Raw genomic sequence first — 23,753 nt, forward strand, 5'->3', positions numbered from 1 at the left:
AGCGGCCGGTGACAGCGCCGCACGTGACGAGTTGCTGGCGGCGATCGGTCCGCGGGTGCTGGAGCAGTGCGGGCGGTTCCTGCCCTGCCGGCAGGACGCCGAGGAGGCGGCGCAGGACGCGTTGGTGCAGGTGGCCAGGCACATCAATCGATTCGAGGGTCGGTCGCTCTTCACGACCTGGTTGCACACGGTGGTCGCCAACTGCGCGCGGCAGACCTACCGGGCGCTGCGGCGACGGGCGGCCGAGCGGCCGAGCGCACTGCTGCCCGTCGAGGTGGCCGATCCCCGCACGACGAGCGTCATCGCCGGGTCGCGTCTCGACCTGCTCGACGCGTTGGACAGGTTGGAGGCCCACCGGCCGGAGTTGGTGACGGCACTCGTGCTGCGCGACCTGTGTCAGCTCGACTACCAGGAGATCGCCGGGCAACTGGGCATTCCGGTCGGCACGCTGAAGTCCCGGATCCCACCACGCCCGCAGACACGTGCGGGAGTCGTTGCAGGGCGGGGAGTAGAACGGCGGCCCTTTTCGGAAATGGCCTCGATCTGGGATTTTGTCGCTGATCGAGTGACATCGTTTGACATGCGCCGGCAGCCCATCTTGGATGGTCACAGTCCGACCGGGTCGGTCCGGTCGACGCCCCGATCCTGGAGGACGGATGTCAGCCATCGCGCGGTCCCACCCACGTCACTCACGATGGCGACTGCTGCCGGCGGCGATGGCAGCGGCGACGCTGCTGACCGTCGCGGTCGGCGTACCGGCATCGGCCGCGGCCACCTCGACGGTGGTCAGCGCCGCGTCGGGCCGCTGCCTGGACGTCGTCGGCAACGTCCGGACCGCCGGTGCCGGCATCAACATCTACGACTGCAACGGTCAGGCCAACCAGGCCTGGACCCTCACCTCGGCCGGCGAGCTGCGGGTCTACGACGAGACGATGTGCCTGGACGTGGTCGGTCAGGACACCACCGCGCCGGCCACGTTGCAGATCAACACCTGCACTGGTGGCGCCAACCAGCGCTGGCGGATCAACACCACCGGGACCATCGTCGGCGTCCAGTCCGGTCTGTGCCTGGACGTCAACGGCGGCGCCACCGCCAACAGCACCCTGGTTGGTCTCTGGACCTGCAACGGCCAGGCCAACCAGCGCTGGACGACGGCGCTGGGCAGCAGTGACAGCCAGCCGCCCACGGCTCCGAGCAGCGCGCGGGTCAGCGGTCTGACGTGCAACTCCGTGACCTTCGCGTGGAACGCCTCGACGGACAACGTCGCGGTCGCCTTCTACGACATCTACCACGACGGCCAGTTGATGACGTCGGTGAGCGGCTCGACACTGTCCACAAGCCTCACGGTGGTCGCCGGGGCGACCTGGGGCCTGTACGTCAACGCCCGGGACGCCGCCGGCAACGTGTCCCAGGCGAGCAGCACCGTGTCGATCACGCCCCCGCAGTGTCAGGCCGACACCCAGGCGCCGACCGCGCCGCAACAGCTCACCGGCACCGCGTCGGGCACCACGGTGACCCTGCGCTGGACCGCGTCGACCGACAACATCGGCGTCCGGGCGTACGACATCTTCCGTGGCGGGGTGAAGGTCGGCACGGTCACCGGCGCTCCGCCGGCGACCACCTTCACCGACAGCGGGCTGGCGGCGAGCACCGCGTACCAGTACTACGTGGTGGCCCGGGACGCGCAGGACAACGTCTCGTCACGCAGCGCCACCGCGACGGTGACCACCGGCGCGGGCTGCGGCACCCCGGTGTGCGCGGTGCGCCAGGTCACCACCGACACCGACATCCCGTGGGGGCTGGCGACGTTGCCCGACGGCAGCGTCCTCTACAACCGCCGCGACGCGCACGACATCATCCAGCTCAACCCCAGCACGGGGGCCAAGACCAACCTGGGCACCGTCCCCAACGTGCAGAGCACCGACGGTGAGGGTGGCCTGCTCGGGCTCGCCATCTCGGCCAACTTCACCAGTGACCGCTGGCTGTACATCATGCACACCTCGCCCAGCGACAACCGGATCGTGCGGATCAAGTTGGAGAACGGTCGCCTCAACACCTCCAGCGAGCAGGTGCTGATCAGCGGCATCCGGCGCAACAAGTACCACGACGGCGGCCGGCTGCGGTTCGGCCCGGACGGCAAGCTGTACGCCAGCACGGGCGACGCGCAGAACGGCAACTACGCGCAGGACCGGTCGGCCCTCGAAGGCAAGATCCTGCGCCTCAACGCCGACGGCACCGTCCCCTCGGACAACCCGTTCGGCAACTACGTGTGGAGCTACGGCCACCGCAACCCGCAGGGGCTGGCGTTCGACTCGCAGGGCCGGCTGTGGGAGCAGGAGTTCGGCAACTCGATCATGGATGAGACCAACCTGATCACGAAGGGCGGCAACTACGGCTGGCCGGCGTGTGAGGGCACCAGCGGCACCTGCGGCACCGCCGGGTTCATCGCGCCGGCGCGCACCTATCCGACCGCGGACGGGTCCTGCTCCGGCATCGCGATCGTGCGGGACGCGCTCTACGTGGCGTGTGCGCGGGGTGCCCGCATGTACCGCGCGGTGATCAGCGGCAGCAGTCTGACGAACGTCCAGACGTACTTCAACGGCACCTACGGCCGGTTGCGGACGGTGGAGCCGGCCCCCGACGGCGGCCTGTGGCTGACCACCACCACCGTCGGTGACAAGGACAGCACCCCGAACAACAGCAACGAGAAGATCCTGCACGTCACGCTGGGCAACTGACAGCCGCGGTCCGGGCGGCTCAGCGCCTCGTCAGGATGACGAGTTGCTGGGTCGCCCGGGTCATCGCGACGTAGCGGTCCACCGCCCCCTCGATGCCCGTGCCGAACGCCTCCGGGTCGATGAGGACGACCAGGTCGAACTCGAGCCCCTTGGCCTGCTCCGGGCTCAGCGATCGGACGCGGGGCGTCGGCGGGAACGCCGGGTCGCCGATCACGCAGGCGGTCCCGTCGGTGTGCTCGGCGAGCCAGGCGTCGAGGGTCGCGCCCAACTCGGCGGCCGATCCGTGCACGACGGGGAGCCCGGTGCCGCGGACGGAGGTCGGCACGTTGGCGTCCGGGAGCACCGCCCGGATGACCGGCTCGGCCTCCGCCATGACCTCCTCCGGGGTCCGGTAGTTGATGCTCAGCGAGGCCAGGGTGATCCGGTCGAGCCCGATCCGTTCCAGGCGTTCCTGCCACGACTCGGTGAACCCGTGTCGGGCCTGAGCACGGTCCCCGACGATGGTGAAACTGCGCGACGGGCACCGGGCCAGCAACATCTGCCACTCGGCGTCGGTCAGCTCCTGGGCCTCGTCCACCACGATGTGCGCGAACGGGCCGGCGAGCAGGTCCGGGTCGGCGGCGGGCACCGCGGAGTCGTCGACCAGGGCGTCGCGCAGGTCCGGCTGGCGCAGCATCGTCAGCAGGCCCTCGCCGTCGTCGTAGGCGTCGGCCGCGAGCAGTTCGTCGAGAACTCTGGCCCGGTGCTCGCGTTCCACTGCGGCGGCGGGGTCGTGCCGTCGCGGCCGCTCCGAGACGTCGCCGAGGCGCTGCCGGGCCGCGTCCAACAGCGGCAGGTCGGACACGGTCCATGCCCGGGCGTCGTCGCGGTGCAGCGTCCGGACCTCCGCCGGGCTGAGCCAGGGCGCGCAGGTGCGCAGGTACGCGGGCACCGACCACAGGTCTCCCACCAGGTCGGCCGGGTCGAGCAACGGCCAGGCGCGGTTGAACGCGGTGCGCAGCTCCCGGTTGCGCAGCAGCGATCGCCGCAGTGCGTCGTCCGGCTCGTCGCCGTCGTACCTGTCGACGAGGATCGTGAGCAACTCCGCCCAGATCTCGTCGCGTGCCTCGTTGTGTGGGGTGCCCGGCCCCGGTGCCTGGAACGCGTCGGCCCAGTCGTCGGCGCCCAGCCAGATGTCGCCCTCGTCGGTCGTGATCGTCATCGGCTTGACCGGTGGGTCCTCGTAGAACCGGACCGCCGCGTCGATCGCCCGGACCAGGTCCGCGGAGGACTTCAGCCGGGCCACGTCCGGGTCTTTCTCGACGGTCGCCGCGGCCCCCTCTCCGACGAGGTCCCGCAGGGTGCAGGTCTGCACGTCCTCCTCGCCGAGGCTGGGCAGCACGTCGGCGACGTAGGCCAGGTAGGGCTGGTGCGGCCCGACGAAGAGCACCCCGCCCCGGCGCTGACCCAGCCGAGGATCGGAGTAGAGCAGGTAGGCGGTGCGGTGCAGCGCGACGACTGTCTTTCCGGTGCCCGGGCCACCGTCGACGACGAGCGCGCCGGCCGACCCCGCGCGGATGATGGCGTCCTGGTCGGCCTGGATCGTGCCGAGCACGTCCCGCATCCGGCTCGACCGTGCGCTGCCCAGGCTGGCGACGAACGCGGACTGGTCGTCGAGCGCGACGGCGTGCCCCACGAACCCGTCCGGGGTGAAGACCTCGTCCCAGTAGTCGCTGATCCGGCCGCGCGTCCACCGGTACCGGCGGCGGCTCGCCAGGCCCATCGGGTTGGCGTGGGTCGCGCCGAAGAAGGGCTCGGCGGCGGGAGAACGCCAGTCGAGCAGCAGCCGCCGGCCCGCACTGTCGATGAGGCCGCGACGTCCCACGTACACCGGCTCGGGGTCGTCGGTGCCGACCACGTGGCCGAGGCACAGGTCCAGGCCGTAGCGACTTAGCGCCCGCAGGCGGCCGGTCAGCCGGCGGATCTCCTCGTCCCGGTCCATCGCCTGCCGGCCCTTGCCGCCGGGCGCCAGGCGCTCGGCGGCCAGGCGCTCGGACAGTTCGGCGTTCAGGTGGTCGAGGCTCGCCGCCATCGTCGCGAAGTGCTGCTCATCGCGGGCGATGAGCGCCGGGTCGGCCTTGGGGGCGAGAGGACCGGGAAGATCGAACACGGAGGGATGCAGGGAATTCACAATGCGGACTTCCATTTCGGCAGAATCTGGTCTCGGCCGACGATTTTGCGGCACGAACCGGGTCTTGCCGCAAGCCCCCCAGTGCGCTATATGTTAGAAGTGGCAGGGGGCCGGGTGCCCCCGTTTTCCGAGCTCAGGGCGCGTCGACGACCTCCCGACCGAGTGGCCAGAGCGCCGCCGGCACGAGCTTGAAGTTGGCGATGCCAAACGGGATCCCGATGATCGTCACGCAGAGGGCGACCCCGGCGAGGATGTGCGACAGCGCCAGCCACCAGCCCGCCAGCACCAGCCAGAGAATGTTCGCCAACCCGGAGGCGACGCCCGCGCCGGGTTTCGGCACCAGGGTGCGGCCGAAGGGCCACAGCGAGTAGACGGCGAGGCGCAGCGACGCGACGCCGAACGGGATGGTGACGACCAGGACGAAGCAGACCAGGGCGGCGAGGCCGTACCCGACCGCCAGCACGATGCCACCGCCGAAGACGAGCCACAGCACGTTCAGTACGAAACGAATCACCACCTCAGCATGAGCGATGTTCGCCACCCGAACCCGCGGGTGCTGTCGCCGACGTGGGGGGCCACGCCGAAGGTGAGTGCTTGTTACACTCCGCCATTGATGATCATGGGCGGTGTGGCGCGGCGCGCTGACGGCCACCGAGGCTGGCGGTGATTCTGGTGAACGACGGGTTCGCGGTCGACGCGGACGAGATCCGTGCCCACGCGCGCAACATCGAGGCGCTGGCGGGGCGTTTCGCGGCGGTGCGGGCGGCCAGCGCCCACATCACCCAGGACGACTCGGCGTACGGGTTGCTGTGCGGCTGGATCTCCGGAGTCCTGGCGGACAAACACGCGCGGCAGGACGAGTTGTTCGCCGCCGTCGAGGAGAATCTGACGCTTGCCGCCTCGGGCCTGCGCCAGACCGCCGACGGCTACGACACTGTCGACGGCGACAACGCCGCGCTGATGAGCGACGTGGAAAGCCAGTTGACCCGATGACCGACCTGTCACTCGTCGCCGACGTCACCTCCACGCGGGAGGTCTGGACGGGCGCTTCCCTGGCCGACAGCGTCGAGGGTCTGGTCGACGCGATCAGGAGTGAGGACTGGGTCGACGATCTGCTCGCGGGTGCCGCGTTCGGGCTCGACGCGGCGGTGACGGTGCTGGATCCGTTCAGCGCGCTGCTCGCCAACGGCCTGGGCTGGGCGATGGAATACTTCGAGCCGCTGCGGGAGATGCTCGACCAGCTCACCGGCATGCCCGACGTGGTCGCCGCGCACGCCGCCACCTGGAACAACATGGCCGCCGAGCTGCACAGCATGGCCAACGACCTGCGGGCGCACCTCGACGCCGACCTGCCGGAGTGGTACGGGCAGGCCGCGCTGGCCTACCACGGCCTGATGGACCACAACGTCGAGGCCCTCGGCGGGCTCGGTGCGGTCTCCGCCGCGATGGCGGCGGCCACCGAGGGTGCCGGCAACCTGGTGGCCTTCACCCGCGACATCGTGCGCGACCTCATCGCCGACCTGGTGGCACGCGTGATCGTCTGGGCGGTCGAGGCCATCTTCGTCGTCACGATCCCGGTCATCGCCGCACAGATCACGGCCGCCGTCGTCAAGTGGGCCGGGCGCATCCTCATGTACGTCGGCGCGTTGATCACCAGCCTGACCAACCTCACCCGCATCCTGAACGGATAAGGCGTCCATGGCGAAGCCCGGAAAACCCGGCGGCGGCAGCGGCGGCACGGGTGGCGGTGGCGGCGCCGGCAAACCCCCGAAGAGCTACGGCGGCATCAACGCCGGCAAGGGCATCGCCAGTGCCCAGCAGGCCACCGGCCAGGCGGCCCAGCAGGGCCATCCACCCGGGGCCGGCCAGGGGCCCGGCAGCACCAGGCCGGCGAGGCCGACCCCACCTCCCGCGCCGACCACGCCGCCGACGGCAGGCGGCATCCACCACAGCGACGCGTCGCGGAAGCACATCATCGAGGGCGACGGTGGTCGACAGGGCGGCCACCTCGCGGGCACCGGCTTCTCCAACAAGACGGAGTTCCCGAAGAGCTGGGACGAGGCCAAGATCCTCGACGCCGCGCACCAGGTGACGCAGCAGGGGCCACCGAACAAGGGGCCATACCCGACCAAGGACGCGGACGGCAACCCGGCGTGGGCCTACGACTACGTCGGCGTCGTCGACGGGGTGCAGGTCAAGACGACGGTGCTCGCCGACGGCGAGATCCGCACCGCCTTCCCGCCGGACCGGACCAACCCCGGCGTCATCAGCAACCCGCCGGCGCCGAACCCCGCCCCGCAGGGAATCCCGATGGGCAACCCGCCCCGTTACAGTAATCCGGACGTCGGCGGCGACGGCAGTTGGACCTGGGAAGGCCCGAAGGGCAACAAGATCATTAGAGTGGTCCAGGACGACCAGGGCAACGTCACGCGGACCGAGCTCGGCGACTACAAGAAGAAATGAACACCATGGATACGCAGACGTACGCGACGGTCGCCGAGGTGTGCCGCAGGCTCGTGGGCCGGCTTCCCGACGACGTCCTCGGCACCGTGCGGGAGCAGTACGCCGCGGGTGAGTTCGACCTGGCCGACGCCACCCTCCTGCTCAGCCTCGCGTACTACGGCGTCGGGATCACCAGCGCGGAACTGGCCCTCCTGCGCGTCTTCGTCGGCGAGCCCGACGGCCCCGACCTGGCCGACGTGCCGGTCATCGCGGAGGTGCCGCCACTGGCGTACCGGTTCAGCCCCGACGGCCCCCCGGACGCGCCCAACCCGGCTCCGGCCGACACCCTCCTGGCCGCCGACGCCCCACGGCGCCACGGACGCAGCCTGCACCGCGCCTGGCGGACACCACTGGACGGCGCACCGGACGCGGCGGCCTGGACGTACCTGCTGCGGGTGACCGACGGAGCGGACGAGCTCTCGACGTACTCGGGCGTCATGTCGACGCTCTGGGTCTCGCTGCAGCAGAAGTGGCCGGTGGAGGTCATCGCCGGCGACTCGCCGCGGACGCCGTACCAGGAGGCCGCGTTGGCCGCCGCCCAGGTGATCTGGCGCGCCTGAGGGCGAGGCCCGGCGACCCCGACCGGGGGTCGGCTCGGTGGAAAACCTGAGACGGAAGTCGGGGGCCGGGCGAGGGATCTTCCCGGAGCCGGCCGGGGCTTCGCGGACCAGATGATGGTCGGCATGAAACGCGCTGCGCTGTACGTCCTCGCCGGACCTGTCGGGATCGCCGCCTACGGCCTGGTACGCCTGTGGGCACGAGCCGACAACGTGTACGGCCCGGGGCTCGACTGGCAGGCCGCGCACCTGGTCGCTCTCGCCGGCATGGTGTGCTTCGTCCCGGGTGTGCTCGCGCTGTCGGGCCTCCTGCCCCGCAGCCCCTGGCGCACCGGCGTGGTGACCCTCACGATGGTGGGCCTCGCCGCGACGATGGTCCAGTTCGGCGCCGACATCGTGGAGGGTCTCCTGGCCGCGGACCGGGCGGAGATGTCGGCGCTCGGCGCGGACTTCAAGGACATCCCGGGCGTCGAGATCGCCTTCTACGACGTCGTACCCCAGCTCTTCTTCCTCGGCCTGGTCGTCCTGGCGGGCATGCTCGCCGCGAGACGGCGGCTGCCGTGGTGGAGCGTGCCGCTGCTGGTCGTCGGCATCGTCCTGCCGGTGCTCACCCTCGACCTGCTTCCCGTCGCCGGCCTGGCGATGCTGGCGGCACTCGCGCCGGCGCTGCCGGCCCTGCGGGAACGGCAGGTCGTGACCGCGACGGTGGACCGCATCCCGTCGCGCCCCTGAGGACAATTCGGATAGTACGTGATCCGACAGTAACTTTCGATGCGGCCATATAGCGTCTGAGCTGGGCAAACGTTCCGAATGGACCGAGCGGGACGCCCTTTCTCGATGCCACTGCCGGGCATTCCCCGTACCTCGCGCAAGGAAGGCCTTCCCATGCATCGCATGATTCATCGACTGCTGCTCCTGACCGGCACGGCCGTCGTCATCGGAATGCTGACGACCTCCACGGGCGCGGCGGCCCGGCCGGGCAGCATCCCGCCGGCGCGTACCTCATCCCCGGCTCTGGCGTCGTTGGACGCCGGCTCCTGCACCATCCTGTGGGACCTGCTCAACGCCGGCGGCCGCAACGGTCGGCTGGCGGTCGGTCTGACCGAGGACCAGCAACTCCTGAAGTTCGCCGCCAACCGGCCGGGGTTGGCCTGCGTGATCGGCACGGTGGACCTGCCCGGCACCGAGAACCTCGTGGGCATCGACTACCGGGTCCAGGACGGCCGGCTCTACGGCGTCGGTAACAGCGGCGGCATCTTCACCCTGTCCACCAGCACCGCCGTCGCCACGAAGGTCAGCCAGCTGACCATCCCCCTCAGTGGGTCGTTCTTCGGCGTCGACTTCAACCCGGCCGCCGATCGTCTGCGCATCATCAGCGACACGGGCCAGAATCTGCGGCACAACGTCAACGTCGGCGGCGTCACCCTCGCCGACGGCACCCTCACCTACCCGCCTGCGGTCACCGCCGCTCCCGGACTGACCGCGGCGGCCTACACGAACGTCGACCTCGATCCGAGCACCGCGACCACGTTGTTCGACGTCGACACCAACCTCGACCAGGTCGCGCTGCAGTCCCCGGCCAACGCTGGCCAACTCGTCGCCACCGGCAGCCTGGGCGTGGCCGCCAACCCACGGGCCGGCTTCGACATCCACAGCACCCTGCGCGACGGGCGAGCGGTGAGCAACAACGCCTACGCCGTCCTCAACGGCGGCTTCCCCAGCCAGGTGTACCAGATCGACCCGCTCACCGGCACGGCTCAGCTGACCGGTGGCTTCGCCGTGAAGTACCTGGTCATCGACCTCGCGCTGCGCCTCAACCAGCAGTAACTCTCCGGTGTCCGGCAGGGGTGGCCCATCTTCGGGTGGGCCGCCCCTGCCCGTCCACCGACTGTCAGTTCGACAGGCCGGTGCAGGCGGCTCCGTCGATGGTGCACGCCTCGGGGGTGGCACCGGCGGGCGAGCCGTTGACCCGGAACGTCACCCGGACCGACGCGCTGCCCGGCACCTGACCCGCCGCGCCGTCCGGCACGAACGTCCACACCGCACCGTCGCGGGTGGCCCGCGCGCCCTGCACCGCGCTGACGCGCAGCGACTCCCGGGGCAGGGTGACCACCAACGTCCACTGCGGCGTCGGTGCCGACCCGGGGTTGCTGATCGTCACCGCCGCGCCAAAACTGAGCAGCGCGTTGTCCTCGATGGCGAAGTCGGCGACCAGGGCGGCCGACGTGGCCGTCGCGGTCGAACCGGTCGGCGCGGGCCTGGTCGACGCCCCGACGGTCGGTGGGACCGCGGTGGCCGAGGCGGCTGGCGGGGGAGCGGGCACCGCCGCGCTGGTGGCCGCCGGTCGCGCCTGCGCCCGGGGCGTGCCGGCCGGGGGCGTGCCCTCCTGGTCGACCGACAATGGCGGGTCGAGCGTCACAGGTGTCAGCTTCTGCGGCGTACGCAGCACCCCGGCGACGAGGACGGCCGTCACGACCAGCACCCCGAGCGCCGCGATCACGGCCAGCCAGGTGGCCCGCGAGGCGTCGTCCCGACCGGTGAGCACCCGCCGGGCAGCCGTGGCGAGGGCCACCAGCCGGTCCAGCAGGATGATCGCCACGGTACGGCGTGGCTGGGGTGGTGTTGCCGGCACTGCCTGTCTCTCCTTCATCTCGTCGCCAGATGCCCGCCCGCGACCCGTCCCGGTCGCGCGGGGCAGCCGACCGGTCACAGGTCGCGGAGCCCGACGAGTATCGCCTCGAGCAGATCCTCGGTCGGCAACTCCGACAACATCGGCGGGTCGTGCGTCTCGATCAGCCCGGCCGCGAGCAGGTCGCCGAGCAGCACCCGGACGGTCCCCAGTGGGAGGTCCAACTCGGCGCCGACCTCCGCGACCGACACCGGATGGTGACACAGCTCGACGATCCGCGCCTGTTCGGGGAAGAGCGGTGTGGACGGCGTGCCGGCCCGCCGGGCGACGACAAGTGAGATCAGGTCGAACTGACCGTGCGCGGGCGAGGTCCGCCCGCCGGTCATCGTGTACGGCCGGGCGACCGGGCCCGCGTCGTCGTCGTACCACGCCTCGTCAGCGGTGCCGGTGCTGTGCACCAGTGTCCCCGATCGTCGCCGAGGAGGCCGGCCCCAGTGTGATCGGCAGGTGCCGCTCGGCCTGCCCCACGAAGAGCGCCACCTCGTACGCCATGTCGCCGACCATGACGTCGTCACCGGCGATCCGCACGGTGAGGATGGTCCCGTTCGGGATGGTGGCGACGAACAGGAACGTCCGCGCCATCTGCACCACGACCTGACGCAGAGCGCCCGCGTCGCAGGTGCGGGTGGCGGCCAGCCCCAACGCGATCAGACCGGCGACCACGCCGGAGATCTGCTCGGCCAGCTTGCCCTCCACCCGCCGGGAGCCGCCGAGCGCCAGCCCGTCCGGGGAGAGCACGACGGCGAACTCCGCGCCGGGCACTCGGTCGACCAGGCGGTCCAGGGCACCGGTCAGGCCGTCGTCGGTGACCACTGCAGGGGTCATGGGTGTCTCCTCGCTGCTCTGGCGACCGGCATCTCGACAGTGTCGAGGCTGGCCCTGCCGTGTTCGGGGCCGGTGGGCCCGCTCTGGCGGACCCGCGTCGGCAGCGCGCCGTCGCCGTTGGGCTCGGGCGGGCCGGTGCCGTTGTGCGCCGGCGGGTACGGGGTGGCGGGTGGCGCGGTGGACGTGCGCCGGACGGTGTCGCCGACCGTGACAAGTCGGGCCGGCAGGAGCACGATCGCCGCCGTCCCACCGCGCCGGCTGGGACGCAGCGAGACGTGCGCCCCACAACGCTCGGCCAGCACGGCGACGGTGTACAGGCCGGTGGGGCCCGCGGGTGGGGTGGCCGGCGGGTCGCCGAGCAGGTGGTTGGCGTCGGCCAGTGCGGTGACGTCCAGGCCGGGCCCGTCGTCGACGACCAGGACGGCGCACCCCTGCGGTCGGTGCTCGCCGCTGACCCGGACGGTGCTGTCCGCCGGCGAGAAGGCGAGGGCGTTCTCGATCAGCTCCGCCAGCAGGTGGACGACGTCCGTGACGGCCGGGCCCGCCAGCGACCACGGCCAGTGCGGCGCGATCAGGACCCGGTGGTAGTCCGGCACCTCGGCGACGGCACCGCGGGCGACGTCGAGCAGCGGCACCGAGCGCCGCCAGCGGCGCGCGGGCGTCGCGCCGGCCAGGGCGATCAGCTTCTCCACGTTGCGGCGGACCCGGGTGGTCAGGTGGTCGAGTTGGAACAGCTCGGTGCTCTCCTCGGCGGACCGCTCCCGGCGCTGCATCCCGTCCAGCAGGTTGAGCTGGTCGCGCAGCAGGACCTGGTTGCGTCGGGTGACCCGCAGGAACAGCTCCCGGTCGGGGCCGGTGGGCGGTGCCACGACCTCCGGGGGCGGGGCCGGCGGGTGCACGACCGGCCGGGTCAGCTCGTCGGCCAGCCGTCGGACGGTGCGCACCCAGCTCAACAGGAGCACGAGCACGACGATGAGGCCCAACCCCACCACCGCGCCGGTACGCGCGACGAGCACCGCGGCACCCGGCGTGGCCCGCTCGACGCTGCTGCGGGCGGTGCTCGTCACCAGTGCCTGCAGTGCGCCGAGGGCGGTGTCCGCGGCGGCCCGCCAGCCCGGGATGGTGATCCCGGCCAGGGCGTTGGCGGTGTCCGCCCGCACCAGCCGGTCCTCCAGGGCGATCAGCCCCGCGAACTCGGGGCCGGTGGCGATCCGCTGGTGCGCACCGGGGCCGTCGGCGGGCAGCCCGGCCGCCGCCTCGGCGCGCGCGAACCGCTGGTTGTCGACGAGCGCGGTCAGTCGGCGTCGATCGTCGACACCGAGCCGCCCCGCCGTCAGGGCCGCGCTGACCAGGGTGTCCTCCCGCGCCAGCAACTCCCGGGCGCGGGCCAGCGCGATCACCGCACGGGTGTCGGCGGCCAGCGCACTCTCGTACGCGCCCCACTCCGGGCCGTACACCCGGAAGGCGACGTCGATGACCTGGTCGTACCCGTCGATGGCCGCGGCCTGGTCGAGTTGCCCGGCGTCCAACTGGGACCGGATCGTGCTCAGGCCGTCGAGCCGGCGGACCAACTCGTCGGCCCGGTCGCGCACCTCGCCCGCGCTGAGCAGCCGGATGTCGTGGCCCTCGGTGAACTCGCGGAGCTCGGCGGCGGCCCGGTCGGTGCCCGCGCGCGCCCCGCCCAGCGGGGTCGGCGTCGACCCGGCCCCGGCGATCGTCTCGGCACTGGCCCGGCGCTCGGTCTGTAGGCTGAGGATCAGCCGGTCGACGGGCTGGCCCAGCGTGTCCGCCAGAGCCCGCACGCGCAGCAGGTCGATGGCGTCCTGGCTGGTCAGGTAGGCCGTGTACGACCAGAGCGTGACAAGCACGGCGGCCAGTACGACAAGCCTGGTCCGCAGCAGCCGGACCTCGTCCCGCGTCACGCCCCGCTCCGCTCGGTGCGGGAACGTCCGCCGCGCGGGCCCCTCATCGCGTCGTCCGCTGCGGCCACGGTTGCCCGGCCGTGTCGCTGGCCCGGTCGGCGACGAGGGTGCGCAGCAGGGCCAGCAACTCGGCGCGGTTGGCGCAGTTCAGCCGGTTGCGCATCCGCGCGACGTGGTGCTCCACGGTCTTGGCCGAGATGAAGAGTCGGTCGCCGATCTCGCGGTAGGTCAGCCCGGCCAGGACCAGCTCGGCGACCTCGTACTCCCGGTCGCTGAGCCCCTGCTGGGTGGGGCCGGCGACCCGTGCGGCGCTCTCGGTGCTCGTCGGTGCCTGCTCCCCGTGGCCGCCGGGTGGTCGCCCCTGCAACGCCCGGGCGCACTCCAGCAGGCTGGTCATGGCCCGCCGGTCCGCGGTGCGGATGGCGGCCTGGCCGGCGAGTCGAGCACCGTCCCAGCACAGCCCGGTGTCGTGCAGCGCGCGGGCGGCGGCCTCCACCCGGGCCGGGTCGACGACGCCCCGGAGCACCTCCACCCAGCACTCCGCGGCGGCGGCGACCACTGCGGCGTACCGGCTGTGGTCAGCCGCGGCCAGCAGAGCCGCCACGTGGTCGTCGGCGACGGCCGGCGCGCCGGTGAGGATCGCGGCGTGCAGGCCGCTCCAGTGCAGCGGCACACTCCACAGTGGTGGGTTGTCGAGGCGGCCGAGCAGGGCCCGTGCCTCCCGCAGGTACGGTTCGAGTCGGGCCAGGTCACCGAGGCGCGCGCCGGCGATGGCCAACTCACCCAGCGGCAGGAGCGTGAACAGGTCGACGGGGTGCCGGACCACCGCCTCCAGCGCCTGCCCCCAGCCACGCTTCAGTGCCCCGATGTCGCTGTTGCGGCGGCCCACACCCATCCGGATCGCGGCGGCGAAGAGCAGGTCGCGTGACTCCAACTGCCGCCCGTCGAGCGTCACCGCGGCGAGGTGCTCGGTCGCGGCCCGCGTCTCGCCCCGCACCATCAGGATCCAGGCCTGCAACAGCCGGTGCCGGCGAGCCAGCAGCGGGCCACCGACACCGGCACCCAGGGCCCGGTGCAGCACCTGCTCGGCGATCTCCAGCTCACCGCAGTGCACCGCCGTCAGCGCGGCGAGCGCCGCCGGGCTGTCCGGTAGCAGGGCCGCCCGGCCGTCCGGTTCGAGGAGTGCGGCGGCCTGCACGAGGGTGGAGAGGGCGACGGTCGGCGGGCCGCTCACGCTCTCGCGTACCCCGTCGGCCATCAGTCGGGCGGCGCTGGCGTGCAGGGTCGGCGGTTCGCCCGCCGGGTCGCTGGCCGGCGAACCGGCGGCGGCGTCCGGATTTCCGGTGGCGAGCCCGCCGACGATGGCGAAGGCCAGCGCCGAGGCGGTGCCCGACCACCGGTACAGCTCCACGCTGCGGCCGATGTGACCACGGTGCGCCAGGGCGGTCGCGGCCACCACTGCCGCCGCGGAGCGGTCGGGCGGGGCGGCGGTGGCCAGCAGTCGGTCCGCCAGCCGCAGGGCGTCGTCGAGGTTGCCGGCGAGCGCGGCGGCGAGCGCCTGTCGGGCGCTGGCCGGCTGCCCGGCGGCGGTAGCGGCGGCGAACAGCTCGGCGGCGAACGCCGGCTCGTCGGCCAGGGCCTCACCCGCCGCGGCGGCCAGTGTCGGGGCCGGGCAGTCGCCGAGCGCGCCGACCGCGAGCAGGGAACGGACCAGCGGCAGCACCGCGCCGCCCCGCGCGAGCTGCAACTCGGTGAGCCGGCGCCAGACCGCGCTCCGGTCGGTGGTGGGGCTGAGGGTCGTGACGGCCCGTCGGACGATCGGCGTGAGCCGGCCGTCGGCGCCGAGCAGCCCGGCCGCCCGGGTCGTCGCGATCACCTCGTCCACTGCCGCCGGGTCCCCGCCCAGGAGCGCGGTGAGCATGCTCGCCGGCAGCGCCCCGCCGGCCGCGACGGCGAGCAGCAGCCGCCGGACGGCGGTGGGCTGCACGTCCAGGTCCGGACCGAACTCCCCGAGGACGGACCGGGGCGGGTGGACCACCGTGCCGGTCTGGGGCTCCGCGCCGGCCAGGCCGCGGACCAGCCGTTCGACGTCCCGGGGGACGCCGGCGGTCTGCGTGTGGACGAAGTCGACCAGGTCGTCGCGGCGGCCCAACTCCGGCGCGGCGGCGAGGTAGCTGGCGGTCTGCTCCCGGGTGAACGGCGTGAGGAGCACGGCCTGCCCGTCCCGTCGGAGGGCGTCGACAAGCTCGCTGAGCGCCGCCGACCGGGGCCACGGGCGATGGGCGACCACCAGGCGGTGCCGGTGGGTGGCGAGCAGACCCAGGAGCACCTCGACCCGTGCGTCGTCGAGCAGGTGCGCGTCGTCGACGAGCACCAGCGCGTCCGGGTCGACAGGCGCGCCGGGCTCCGGGGCGCCCGTGTGGACGGCGCTCCCGGCCCGCTTGTGGATCCGCGCCAGCTCGGCGAGCAGCGCGGTCTTTCCGTGACCGCCCGGGCCGGCGATGCCGACGGCCAGTGGGCCGGTCGGGTCCTGCGTGACCCGGTCCAGCAGGGCCTGTGGCCCCTTGTCCAGGGTCAGCCCAGGTGCGGCGATGTCGTTCATGATCATTGGGGTCATCCTTCGCGTCCCCGGCCGCGGGCCAGCGCCAGGCGGGACGGTTTCGGCAGATCCAGTGGGAGGACCCGGACCGGGGGCCGCGGTGGCGGATCGCCCGGGACGGTGTCGTGGTGGGGGCGGTGCGGTGCCGGGATGGTGGCCCGACCGGTGCCGCGTACCGGGTCGCGGGCCGGTGCCGGCGGGCGCGGGCGCGGCGACACCACCTGGACGGCGGCCAGTGCCGCCCCGGCGGCGGCGGTCAGTTGCGAGTCCGGTTCGACCTCGACCGGCACCGGGAGGGCCGCGCTGATCAGCTCGGTGACGAGCGGAACGCGGGTCGAACCTCCCGCCAGCAGGACGCCGTCGAGCTGCGCCGGCGTCAGGTCGGCGCTGCGCACGGCCCGCAGCAGCAGGTCGACGGTGGCCTGCACCAGCGGGCGGATCATGTGCTCGAACTGCACCCGGGTCACCGGGATCCGTGCCGGGCCGGCCGGCAGGGCCAACACCACGTCGGCCGCCAGGTCGACGGTCAGCACCCGCTTGACCCGGTCACACTCCGCACGCAACCCGCGCAGCGCGGCCTGGGTGCCGCGACGGGCGGTGCTGGCCAACTCCCGGGCCAGCACCGCACGGGTGTGCCCGGCCAGGGCCTCGTCGAAGTCGGCGCCGCCAACCGAGTCGAGACCCTGCGGCGTGCCGAACGTCTCGTACGTGCCGTGGGCGGTGCGACGCACCAGGGCGGCCTCGAAGCTGTTGCCACCCAGGGCGTAGACGACGGCAGTGGTGCCCGCGAACCCGCGGGCGGCATGGCTCTCGGCCACCGTGACCGTGCGCGGCAGCAACGTCACGTGCCGCAGGCCGAACGCCGACAGGGCCCGGTGCAGCACCTCTCGCCGGTAGGGGCGCCACCCCGCCGGGTGGCTCAGCACGACGGCCTCGGCCGGGCCGCCCTCCAGGGCGTGCACCCGGTCCACCACCCACGCCGCGAGCTCCGCGGTCAGCGTCTGCGGTGTGCACGCCTCGCCACCCAGCAGCAGCGGCACGTCGTCACCGATCCGGTGGACGAAGTCCCGGGTGGTGCGGCTGCCGTCGTCGGTCGCGGGCTCGCCGACGTGCAGCGAGCCGTCCTCGGACAGGCACAGCACCGACGGTACGACAGGGGAGTCGACGTGCAGCGGGACCGCCTCGGGGCGGGTCCACCTCGCGCCGTTTCGCCGTGCGACCGCGGCGGCGGTGTTGGTGCTCCCGATGTCTATCCCCAGGACGTACGCCATCGTCTCTTCTCCCCCCGTGAGTTGCCGGTCGGTGGCGATGGTGTCGGTGCTCTCGACGACCCACCCCCGGCGAACCCCGCGGGCTCCTACGTTCGTACCAGAGATCAGCCCCTGGTCGGGACCCTAATCTCGCCGGGACGGTTTCCCCCTGTCCCCCTAACGTACGAGGTGGCGGAGTCCCTAGTTCAACCGGGCCGGATGCGGGCTGAGCCCCGATGCCCGGGGTGCGCCCCCGGCCCTAGCGTCACTGTCGACGTACGACACCCGCCGACGCCACATCCGAGGAGAACCCGGCACATGGACTCGCACCAGACCCTCCACGACTTCGTGCTCGACCTGCTGACGAACCCGGACGCGCGGTCGGCCTTCGACCTCGACCCCGAGGGCGCGCTGCGGGGCGCGGGTCTCACCGACATCACCGCGGCGGACGTGCAGGACGTCGTGCCGCTCGTCGTCGACTACGCGCCGGGGGCGGGCCTCGCGCCGTTGGCCTCGCCGGTCGGGCAGCTCGGGCTGGACCCGCTGCTCACCGACGCCACAGACGTGGTGGGTCAGTTGCAGAGCGTGGCGCAGCAGATCAGCGTGACGACGTCCCCCACCGGCGTGGACATCAAGGCCGGCGTGCTCGGCGCCATCGCGGTGGACTCGTCGACGGCCGCCGCCGGGGTCACCGTGCTGCCGGGGATCGGCCTGGGCATCGGTCCGTCCGGCCTCGACACCGACTTCGCCGGCGTCTCCGATGTGGCGTACACCCTGGACGCCGACGTGGTGCAGCCGGTGGACGCGATCGCGGACCCGGTGATCGGCGACGTCACCGGCACCGTCGGTGACGCGAGCGGTCTGCTCGGTGGCACCGACCCGAACCTGATCGGCGGCGACCTGGTCGGTGGCGTCCTCCCCGGCGCCCACGGCCAGATCGGCGGGGTCGTCAGCTCCCTCGGTGTCGACGACACCCTTGGTGGGCTGGGCCTCGGGCACGGCGACGGTGTCGTCGGCGGTGTGGTCCCGCCGCTCGACGTGCAGTCGACGGTGGGCGGCGTGACGCACCAGGTGGACAGCCTCCTCCCCGGTGTCACCGGCACGGTCGGTGACGTGACCGGCGGGGCCACCGATGGTGTGCTCGGCGGCGACTCGCACGCCTCGTCCGATCACGGGCTGCTGGGTCTCACCGGCGGCCTGCTCTGACCCGGTTCTCCGGTCGGAGCGGAGGGTCGGATCGTCTCGGGCGATCCGGCCCTCTCCGGTTCCAGTTCCGGAACCTCTTGATAATTGAGCCGAAATCCGCACACTTGGTGCGGTGATGGCCGGGATCTGGTTGGACGTGCTGGACGACATCGCCCGCACGTGCAGTGCACACGGTCGTGGCGACCTGCTCCAGACGGTCCGGCAGAAGCGTGCCCAACTGCTGAACCCGACGCTGCGCGTCCTGGTCATCGGTGAACCGAACCAGGGCAAGAGTCAGTTGATCAACGCGATCATCAACGCCCCGGCCTGCCCGGTCGGCGACGGCCGCACGACAGTCCTCCCGACGGTGGTGCAGCATGCCGAGGCCCCGTCCGCCGCTGTCGCGCAGGCGCCACCCGCCCGCGGCGGTCCCGCCGGCACCGCGCTCGCGGTGGCCGTCGAGCGGACCCCGGTGGCGCTCGACCAGGTCGCCCAGAGCGTGGCCGGCATGGTCGGACGACAGCCGGGCGGCGGTCCCGCGTACGTCGAGATCGGGGTGCCCCGCGCCCTGCTCGGCGCCGGGCTGGTGCTGGTGGACACTCCCGGCACCGACGAGGTCGCCGGCATCGGTGGCACCGCCTCGGTCGCCGCTCCCGCCCGCGCCGACACCGTGCTGCTGGTCTCCGACTCCACCCGGGACCTGTCGGTCGCCGAACTCAACATGCTGCTGCACGTGGTGCGCTCGCACCCCAACGTGGTGGTGGTGCAGAGCAAGACGGATCTGGTGGCGGACTGGCGCGCGGTCGCCGAGCGCAACCGGCAGCACCTGGCCGAAGCCGGCATCCCGGCGACGCTGATCCCGGTCTCGGCGACGCTGCGCCTGCGCGCCGCCGGTGCCGACGACCGGGGCCTCAACGCCGAGTCCGGCTTCCCCGCGCTGATCGCCCGACTACAGCGGGACCTGGCCGGCAAGGCCGACCACCTGGCCAGGGCCTCGGTGCAGACGGTGGCTCGGACGGTGGTGGAGCAGTTGGCCGCGCCGCTGCGCGCCGAGCTGGCGACCCAGGAGGCCGAGGAGCAGTCCGGGCCGATCTCCCGGCTGCACGCCGCGCAGCGTGAGGTCGACGAGCTGCGCCGGTGCTCCACCCGGTGGCAGAACACGCTGAACGACGAGATCGGCGACCTGCTGTCCGACATCGAGTACGACCTGCGCGACCGGACCCGACAGATCCTGCGGACGGTCGACGAGGCGTTCGACACCGCCGATCCGCTCGTCGCCTGGGACACCTTCCACGACTGGCTGGAGCGGAGCCTGGTGGAGGCCGCGGAGGCCAACCACGAGTGGCTGGTCCAGCGCTGCGACTGGATCGCCCGCCGGGTGGCCGCCAACTTCAACAGGTACGGCTACGACGTGCTGCCGCCCTGGTCGATGACGATGCCGGAGGACCTCGGGGAGCGGCTGCCCGAGTTGCAGATGCCGACGATCGACAGGTTCACCGCGAGCCAGAAGCTGTTCACCGGCATGAAGGGCTCCTACGGCGGGATGCTGATGTTCGGTCTGGCGACCACCCTGGCCGGCATGCCGATGATCAACCCGGTCTCGGTGGGGATCGGGGCGCTGTTCGGCGGCAAGAGCATCCGCGACGAGAGCAAGCAGTTGCTCCGTCGCCGGCAGGCGACAGTCAAGACGGCCATCCAGCGACATGTCGACGACTTCTTCGTCCGGATGATCCGCGACTGCCGCGACGCCGCCCGGCAGGTGCAGCGGATGCTGCGGGACCACTTCACGGGCCTGACCGAGGAGCTTCAGGAGGCGATCGTCCAGTCGTTCCGCAGCGCCAAGCAGGAGGCGGACACCGATGCCTCGCTGCGCGAGCAGCGGCAGCGCGAGATCCGGCTGAAGATGACCCGGTTGGCCGCACTCCACGAGCAGGCCCAGCAGTTGACGGGCACGCGTTCCGCCCCGCTGCGGTTGGAGCCGCAGGCATGACGGTGGGGCAGCGCCTCGACGAGGCGGCCTGGGGGTTGCTGCACCAGGCCATCGACCTCTACCAGGACAACCCCCGGGCCGTCGGGCAGTTGCGACACCAGGTCGCCCGTCTGGAGCAACCGCTGCGGATCGCGGTTGCCGGCCCGTGGCGATCGGGCAAGTCGACGGTGCTCAACGCGCTGATGGGGGAGGAGGTCGCGCCGGTCGAGAGGGCAGACGGGGCGTTCACCTGGTACGAGGACGGCGCCGAGCCCCGCGCGACCGCCTATCCGGCCGGTCAGCCGCCGCAGGAGTTGACGGTGGTCAAGTCGGCGACCGGCCTGCGGGTGGATCTGGGCTGGGGCGCGGGGGACGTCCGCGACATCGTGGTGCGGTGGCCGACGCGGGCGCTGCGGCAGGTCACGCTTATCGACACCCCGGCGGTCACCGGCGGCGTGGAGCAGGGCCGGGCGCCGGTGTTGGAGCGGGTGTTTCGGGACGCGGACGCGGTGCTGTATCTGACCCGCGACGCGCGCGACAGTGACCTGCGGGTGCTGGAGTCCGGCCGGGACAGCGTGGTCGGGCAGACCGCACCGGTCAATGTGATCATGGTGCTGTCCCGGGCGGACGAGATCGGCGGAGGCCGGATCGACGGCCTGCTCACCGCCCGTCAGCTCGCTCGTCGGCACTACCGCGATCCACGGGTCGGTGCGCTCAGCGTGAACGTGGTGGCGTGCAGCGGGATGCTCGGCCTGGCCGGCCGGATGCTCGGCGAGTCGGACTTCGCCGCGCTCGCGGCCATCGCCCAGGTGCCCAGGGCGGAGTTGGACGCCCACCTGCTCTCCGCCGACCGTTTCCTGCACGGTGAGCTGCCGGTACGGCTGGAAACCGAGGTGCGCGCCGCGCTGCTGGACCGGTTCGGCGTCTTTGGCGTCCGGCTGGCGACCACACTGGTGCGCAGCGGGTTCGACAGCCGGGTGAAACTCTCCGCCGAGCTCATTCGGCGCAGCGGTCTCACCGAGCTGCGCGAGTCGGTGACCCGCTGTTTCATCGACCGCGCCGACGCCCTCAAGGCCCGGTCCGCGCTGGCCGCGGTCGAGACGTTGTTGCGGGCCGAGCCCACCCGTGGGTCCGCGGAGCTGGCCGGCGCCATCGAGCGGATCCTCGCCGGTGCACACGAGTTCCGGGAGCTACGCCTGCTTGTCGCGCTGCGCAGCACCCGGCTCGGCTTCGACGCGGAGTTGGCCGCCGAGGCGCAGCGGCTGGTCGGGGGCAACGGGGTGGGCCTCGCGGCCCGACTGGGCGTCGAGCACGAGGCGACCGTGCAGCGGCTCTGGGAGGTCGCCGCCGACGCGCAGTGGCGGTGGCGGGACCGGGCCGAGGATTCCCTGCTTCCGCTGGCACAGCGGCGCGGGGCCCAGGTCGTCGTCCGCAGCTGCGAGGGGATGATCGCCGAGCTGGTCGCGGGCGGTCGCTGACGCGCGGTGGGGGCGGCCCGGAGGCCGTCCCCACCGGTGTCCGCGCCGGGCTCAGCGCGGTTGGTACGTCTGGCAGTCGGCGATGTCCTGCCCCGGGCCCACCCGAATGGACGGTGCGTGACACTCCAACTCGGCGTTGTGTTGGCAGTCGCTGCGCTTGCAGGCGCCGACCTGGGCGATGACGCGGTCCAACCCGCCCTTGGTCGAGGTGTCGATGAACGTCGCGCAGGTGGCGTTCTGCTGCCCGATGGTGATGGCGAACGCGTGGCAGCCATCGTGGTTGTAGCCGCAGTCGGTGACGGTGCACTCGTGTACCCGCGGCATCTCCAGCATGTCGGTCATCAGCGATCTCGCTTCCGTCGGTGTGCCTGGCAAGCTCAGTACCCGGCTTCGACGGGACAACTCCCCATCAGCTGGCTCTTTCGGGGAGATTTCGCATAGGCGAGCCTTCCCTAACCACACTGATCGGCATCGGTCAGTCAGCGAGCGCGTCGGCTTCGGCAACCGTGCGCCTGGCGGAGCAGCGCCTCGATCTGGTCGCCGAGGTGGTCGGGATGCCGCACCGGCGCCCCGAACCGCAGCCGGACGTCCCGGTCGCCCCGGGCCAGCTCCAGCCGGAGCACGACGCCGTGCCGGTCCAGGCGGACCGGTCGGACCTGGCGGACACCCTGCAGGTGGTGGGCAGGTATGAGCTGGCACAGCCGGTCGACGGTCTGCGGGTGATGGTGGTCGAGGTGGCACAGCAGGTCGGCCTCGGCGGTGGCCAGTGGGTCGGGCCGGGCGGCCACGAAGGCGTCCGGGTCGACGGAGGTGGTGCGGCCATCGGCGGTCAGCTCGGCGGTGGCGAGGTCGAGGATCGTCACCAGCTCCTGATCACTGTCGGTCGGGACGGTCTCGGTCGCCAGCCAGCCGGTGAGCGTGCCGCGCCCGCGTACCCGGTTGCGGACCGGGGTGGGCGCCAGGTCGGTCACCTCGACCATCGCCACTGTCTCCCGCTGCTGCCCGAGGTGGTGGGTCAGGTGGCAGCCGGCCGGTAGGTCGATCCGCAGCCGCCCGTCGCCGGTCACCACGTGCCGTCCGGCGACGTACGCCTCGATCCCGGGGATGCGCAGGGTGAGGGAGTCGGCGGCGGCGAGCATCGAGCGGAGTCGGACGCCCGCGTCGTCGGTGGTGTCCGTGCTGGTCGAGGGGTTGCTCACGGCGATCATCTCCTAATAAGGTTAGCCTTACCTTACTTGAGAGGTGACTGATGAATCAGACCCGTCCCAAGGTCAGGCGTTCCCGCGCTCTGGGCATCGCGCTGACCCCGAAGTGCGTGCGCTACTTCGAACGCCGACCGTTCCCGCCCGGCCAGCACGGCCGCGCTCGACGCACCACCAGCGACTACAAGGTCCGACTGCTGGAGAAGCAGCGCCTCAAGGCGCAGTACGACCTGCACGAGGGCCAGCTTCGGCGCGCGTTCGACCGGGCCGTGCGCCGCTCGGGCAAGACCGGCGAGGAGTTGATCGTCGAGTTGGAGAGCCGGTTGGACGCGCTGGTGCTGCGCGCCGGGTTCGCCCGCACCATCTACCAGGCCCGTCAGGTCGTCACCCACCAGCACGTCACGGTGAACGGCCGGCGCGTGGACCGACCGTCCGCGCGGCTGCGGCCCGGCGACGTCATCGCCGTGGCGGAACGCAGCCGGGGCAAGGCGCCGTTCGTCGTCGCGGCGGCGGGGGCGCACGCCTCGGAACGTCCGGCCCCCTATCTCGAGGTCAGCCTGTCGGGCCTGACGGCGCGACTGACCCGCCTGCCGCAGCGGTCGGAGGTCCCGGTCGTCTGCGACGAGCAACTCGTCGTCGAGTACTACTCGCGCTGACGTCCGGCGAC

The 23,753-nt window shown here is 72.4% G+C and carries 21 protein-coding genes and 1 pseudogene; 12 read left to right on the forward strand and 10 right to left on the reverse strand.

Translation table 11 applies throughout. The features are described 5' to 3' along the window. Positions 1-55: 55 nt before the first annotated feature. A pseudogene (locus AB0B14_RS01045) lies at positions 56-421 on the forward strand (sigma factor); the annotation flags it as partial. A 235-nt stretch (positions 422-656) separates the two neighbouring features. Then, a complete protein-coding gene (locus tag AB0B14_RS01050) occupies positions 657-2,738 on the forward strand; it encodes a PQQ-dependent sugar dehydrogenase (RefSeq protein ID WP_357520436.1) in 2,082 nt (693 codons plus the stop codon). A gap of 19 nt (positions 2,739-2,757) precedes the next feature. On the opposite strand, the gene helR is transcribed toward AB0B14_RS01050, so the two are convergent. Further along, entirely contained in the window at positions 2,758-4,923 is a 2,166-nt protein-coding gene (gene helR, locus AB0B14_RS01055; RefSeq protein WP_357520438.1) for an RNA polymerase recycling motor ATPase HelR, read from the reverse strand. A gap of 118 nt (positions 4,924-5,041) precedes the next feature. Next, the gene (locus tag AB0B14_RS01060; protein WP_357064309.1) at positions 5,042-5,422 is read right to left on the reverse strand and encodes a YccF domain-containing protein; all 381 of its coding nucleotides are present in this window, start codon (positions 5,420-5,422) and stop codon (positions 5,042-5,044) included. A 158-nt stretch (positions 5,423-5,580) separates the two neighbouring features. Here AB0B14_RS01060 and AB0B14_RS01065 point away from each other — a divergent pair, with 158 nt between their 5' ends. The 6 genes from AB0B14_RS01065 (at position 5,581) to AB0B14_RS01090 (ending at position 9,794) form a co-directional block, all read left to right on the forward strand. Continuing rightward, on the forward strand, positions 5,581-5,901 hold the full coding sequence (locus AB0B14_RS01065; RefSeq protein WP_357064306.1) for a type VII secretion target: 321 nt from the start codon (positions 5,581-5,583) through the stop codon (positions 5,899-5,901). Further along, positions 5,898-6,599: a hypothetical protein gene (locus AB0B14_RS01070; protein ID WP_357520440.1), complete on the forward strand. Its 702-nt coding sequence runs from the start codon at positions 5,898-5,900 to the stop codon at positions 6,597-6,599. The genes AB0B14_RS01065 and AB0B14_RS01070 overlap by 4 nt, the downstream gene beginning before the upstream one ends. A gap of 7 nt (positions 6,600-6,606) precedes the next feature. Next, complete coding sequence (locus tag AB0B14_RS01075; RefSeq protein WP_357520442.1) at positions 6,607-7,371, forward strand: EndoU domain-containing protein; 765 nt, start codon at positions 6,607-6,609, stop codon at positions 7,369-7,371. A gap of 5 nt (positions 7,372-7,376) precedes the next feature. After that, positions 7,377-7,970, forward strand: a complete 594-nt coding sequence (locus AB0B14_RS01080; RefSeq protein WP_357520444.1) for a hypothetical protein — start codon at positions 7,377-7,379, stop codon at positions 7,968-7,970. Positions 7,971-8,093: 123 nt separating this feature from the next. Then, entirely contained in the window at positions 8,094-8,699 is a 606-nt protein-coding gene (locus tag AB0B14_RS01085) for a hypothetical protein (protein ID WP_357520446.1), read from the forward strand. A 162-nt stretch (positions 8,700-8,861) separates the two neighbouring features. Beyond that, positions 8,862-9,794 carry a DUF4394 domain-containing protein gene (locus AB0B14_RS01090; protein WP_357064293.1) on the forward strand — a complete coding sequence of 311 codons (933 nt, stop codon included), beginning with the start codon at positions 8,862-8,864 and terminating at the stop codon, positions 9,792-9,794. Between the two features lie 64 nt (positions 9,795-9,858). Here AB0B14_RS01090 and AB0B14_RS01095 read toward each other — a convergent pair whose 3' ends face one another. The 6 genes from AB0B14_RS01095 to AB0B14_RS01120 are packed head-to-tail and all read right to left on the reverse strand — an operon-like array spanning position 9,859 to position 17,273. Continuing rightward, positions 9,859-10,617 carry a cellulose binding domain-containing protein gene (locus AB0B14_RS01095; protein ID WP_357520448.1) on the reverse strand — a complete coding sequence of 253 codons (759 nt, stop codon included), beginning with the start codon at positions 10,615-10,617 and terminating at the stop codon, positions 9,859-9,861. A 56-nt stretch (positions 10,618-10,673) separates the two neighbouring features. Continuing rightward, on the reverse strand, positions 10,674-11,054 hold the full coding sequence (locus tag AB0B14_RS01100) for a DUF742 domain-containing protein (protein WP_357520450.1): 381 nt from the start codon (positions 11,052-11,054) through the stop codon (positions 10,674-10,676). Continuing rightward, positions 11,032-11,481 (reverse strand): roadblock/LC7 domain-containing protein, encoded by a 450-nt coding sequence (locus AB0B14_RS01105; RefSeq protein WP_357064285.1) that lies wholly within the window; start codon positions 11,479-11,481, stop codon positions 11,032-11,034. Before AB0B14_RS01105 ends, AB0B14_RS01100 begins: the two co-directional genes overlap by 23 nt. After that, entirely contained in the window at positions 11,478-13,403 is a 1,926-nt protein-coding gene (locus tag AB0B14_RS01110; RefSeq protein ID WP_357520452.1) for a nitrate- and nitrite sensing domain-containing protein, read from the reverse strand. The genes AB0B14_RS01105 and AB0B14_RS01110 overlap by 4 nt, the downstream gene beginning before the upstream one ends. 43 nt (positions 13,404-13,446) lie before the next feature. Continuing rightward, entirely contained in the window at positions 13,447-16,011 is a 2,565-nt protein-coding gene (locus AB0B14_RS01115; protein ID WP_357520454.1) for a LuxR C-terminal-related transcriptional regulator, read from the reverse strand. Between the two features lie 5 nt (positions 16,012-16,016). Next, positions 16,017-17,273 carry an Hsp70 family protein gene (locus AB0B14_RS01120; RefSeq protein ID WP_357520456.1) on the reverse strand — a complete coding sequence of 419 codons (1,257 nt, stop codon included), beginning with the start codon at positions 17,271-17,273 and terminating at the stop codon, positions 16,017-16,019. A gap of 297 nt (positions 17,274-17,570) precedes the next feature. Here AB0B14_RS01120 and AB0B14_RS01125 point away from each other — a divergent pair, with 297 nt between their 5' ends. From AB0B14_RS01125 to AB0B14_RS01135, 3 genes are all read left to right on the forward strand, one after another. Further along, the gene (locus AB0B14_RS01125; RefSeq protein WP_357520458.1) at positions 17,571-18,458 is read left to right on the forward strand and encodes an IniB N-terminal domain-containing protein; all 888 of its coding nucleotides are present in this window, start codon (positions 17,571-17,573) and stop codon (positions 18,456-18,458) included. Between the two features lie 115 nt (positions 18,459-18,573). Continuing rightward, positions 18,574-20,427, forward strand: a complete 1,854-nt coding sequence (locus AB0B14_RS01130) for a dynamin family protein (RefSeq protein WP_357520880.1) — start codon at positions 18,574-18,576, stop codon at positions 20,425-20,427. Next, positions 20,424-21,884 carry a hypothetical protein gene (locus AB0B14_RS01135; protein WP_357064271.1) on the forward strand — a complete coding sequence of 487 codons (1,461 nt, stop codon included), beginning with the start codon at positions 20,424-20,426 and terminating at the stop codon, positions 21,882-21,884. Before AB0B14_RS01130 ends, AB0B14_RS01135 begins: the two co-directional genes overlap by 4 nt. A 51-nt stretch (positions 21,885-21,935) precedes the next feature. Here the strand turns inward: AB0B14_RS01135 and AB0B14_RS01140 are convergent, their stop codons facing one another. Together AB0B14_RS01140 and AB0B14_RS01145 are read right to left on the reverse strand one after the other, a co-directional pair. Continuing rightward, entirely contained in the window at positions 21,936-22,226 is a 291-nt protein-coding gene (locus AB0B14_RS01140) for a DUF1540 domain-containing protein (protein ID WP_357064269.1), read from the reverse strand. Between the two features lie 137 nt (positions 22,227-22,363). Beyond that, the gene (locus AB0B14_RS01145) at positions 22,364-23,023 is read right to left on the reverse strand and encodes a DUF2470 domain-containing protein (RefSeq protein WP_357520882.1); all 660 of its coding nucleotides are present in this window, start codon (positions 23,021-23,023) and stop codon (positions 22,364-22,366) included. Between the two features lie 110 nt (positions 23,024-23,133). On the opposite strand from AB0B14_RS01145, the gene rpsD reads away from it, so the two are divergent. Next, the gene (rpsD, locus tag AB0B14_RS01150; RefSeq protein WP_357064267.1) at positions 23,134-23,742 is read left to right on the forward strand and encodes a 30S ribosomal protein S4; all 609 of its coding nucleotides are present in this window, start codon (positions 23,134-23,136) and stop codon (positions 23,740-23,742) included. The last annotated feature ends 11 nt before the right edge of the window (positions 23,743-23,753 follow it).

It is taken from the genome of Micromonospora sp. NPDC049171, from assembly GCF_040648275.1.
Taxonomy (GTDB): Bacteria; Actinomycetota; Actinomycetes; order Mycobacteriales; family Micromonosporaceae; genus Micromonospora.

Excerpts from the sequence above, each read along its gene's own strand:
- AB0B14_RS01050 (WP_357520436.1), top strand. The coding sequence starts at position 657 with ATGTCAGCCATCGCGCGGTCCCACCCACGTCACTCACGATGGCGACTG.
- helR (WP_357520438.1), bottom strand. The coding sequence starts at position 4,923 with ATGGAAGTCCGCATTGTGAATTCCCTGCATCCCTCCGTGTTCGATCTT.
- AB0B14_RS01070 (WP_357520440.1), top strand. The coding sequence starts at position 5,898 with ATGACCGACCTGTCACTCGTCGCCGACGTCACCTCCACGCGGGAGGTC.
- AB0B14_RS01075 (WP_357520442.1), top strand. The coding sequence starts at position 6,607 with ATGGCGAAGCCCGGAAAACCCGGCGGCGGCAGCGGCGGCACGGGTGGC.
- AB0B14_RS01080 (WP_357520444.1), top strand. The coding sequence starts at position 7,377 with ATGGATACGCAGACGTACGCGACGGTCGCCGAGGTGTGCCGCAGGCTC.
- AB0B14_RS01085 (WP_357520446.1), top strand. The coding sequence starts at position 8,094 with ATGAAACGCGCTGCGCTGTACGTCCTCGCCGGACCTGTCGGGATCGCC.
- AB0B14_RS01090 (WP_357064293.1), top strand. The coding sequence starts at position 8,862 with ATGATTCATCGACTGCTGCTCCTGACCGGCACGGCCGTCGTCATCGGA.
- AB0B14_RS01095 (WP_357520448.1), bottom strand. The coding sequence starts at position 10,617 with ATGAAGGAGAGACAGGCAGTGCCGGCAACACCACCCCAGCCACGCCGT.
- AB0B14_RS01105 (WP_357064285.1), bottom strand. The coding sequence starts at position 11,481 with ATGACCCCTGCAGTGGTCACCGACGACGGCCTGACCGGTGCCCTGGAC.
- AB0B14_RS01115 (WP_357520454.1), bottom strand. The coding sequence starts at position 16,011 with ATGATCATGAACGACATCGCCGCACCTGGGCTGACCCTGGACAAGGGG.
- AB0B14_RS01120 (WP_357520456.1), bottom strand. The coding sequence starts at position 17,273 with ATGGCGTACGTCCTGGGGATAGACATCGGGAGCACCAACACCGCCGCC.
- AB0B14_RS01125 (WP_357520458.1), top strand. The coding sequence starts at position 17,571 with ATGGACTCGCACCAGACCCTCCACGACTTCGTGCTCGACCTGCTGACG.
- AB0B14_RS01130 (WP_357520880.1), top strand. The coding sequence starts at position 18,574 with ATGGCCGGGATCTGGTTGGACGTGCTGGACGACATCGCCCGCACGTGC.
- AB0B14_RS01135 (WP_357064271.1), top strand. The coding sequence starts at position 20,424 with ATGACGGTGGGGCAGCGCCTCGACGAGGCGGCCTGGGGGTTGCTGCAC.
- AB0B14_RS01140 (WP_357064269.1), bottom strand. The coding sequence starts at position 22,226 with ATGACCGACATGCTGGAGATGCCGCGGGTACACGAGTGCACCGTCACC.
- AB0B14_RS01145 (WP_357520882.1), bottom strand. The coding sequence starts at position 23,023 with ATGCTCGCCGCCGCCGACTCCCTCACCCTGCGCATCCCCGGGATCGAG.
- rpsD (WP_357064267.1), top strand. The coding sequence starts at position 23,134 with ATGAATCAGACCCGTCCCAAGGTCAGGCGTTCCCGCGCTCTGGGCATC.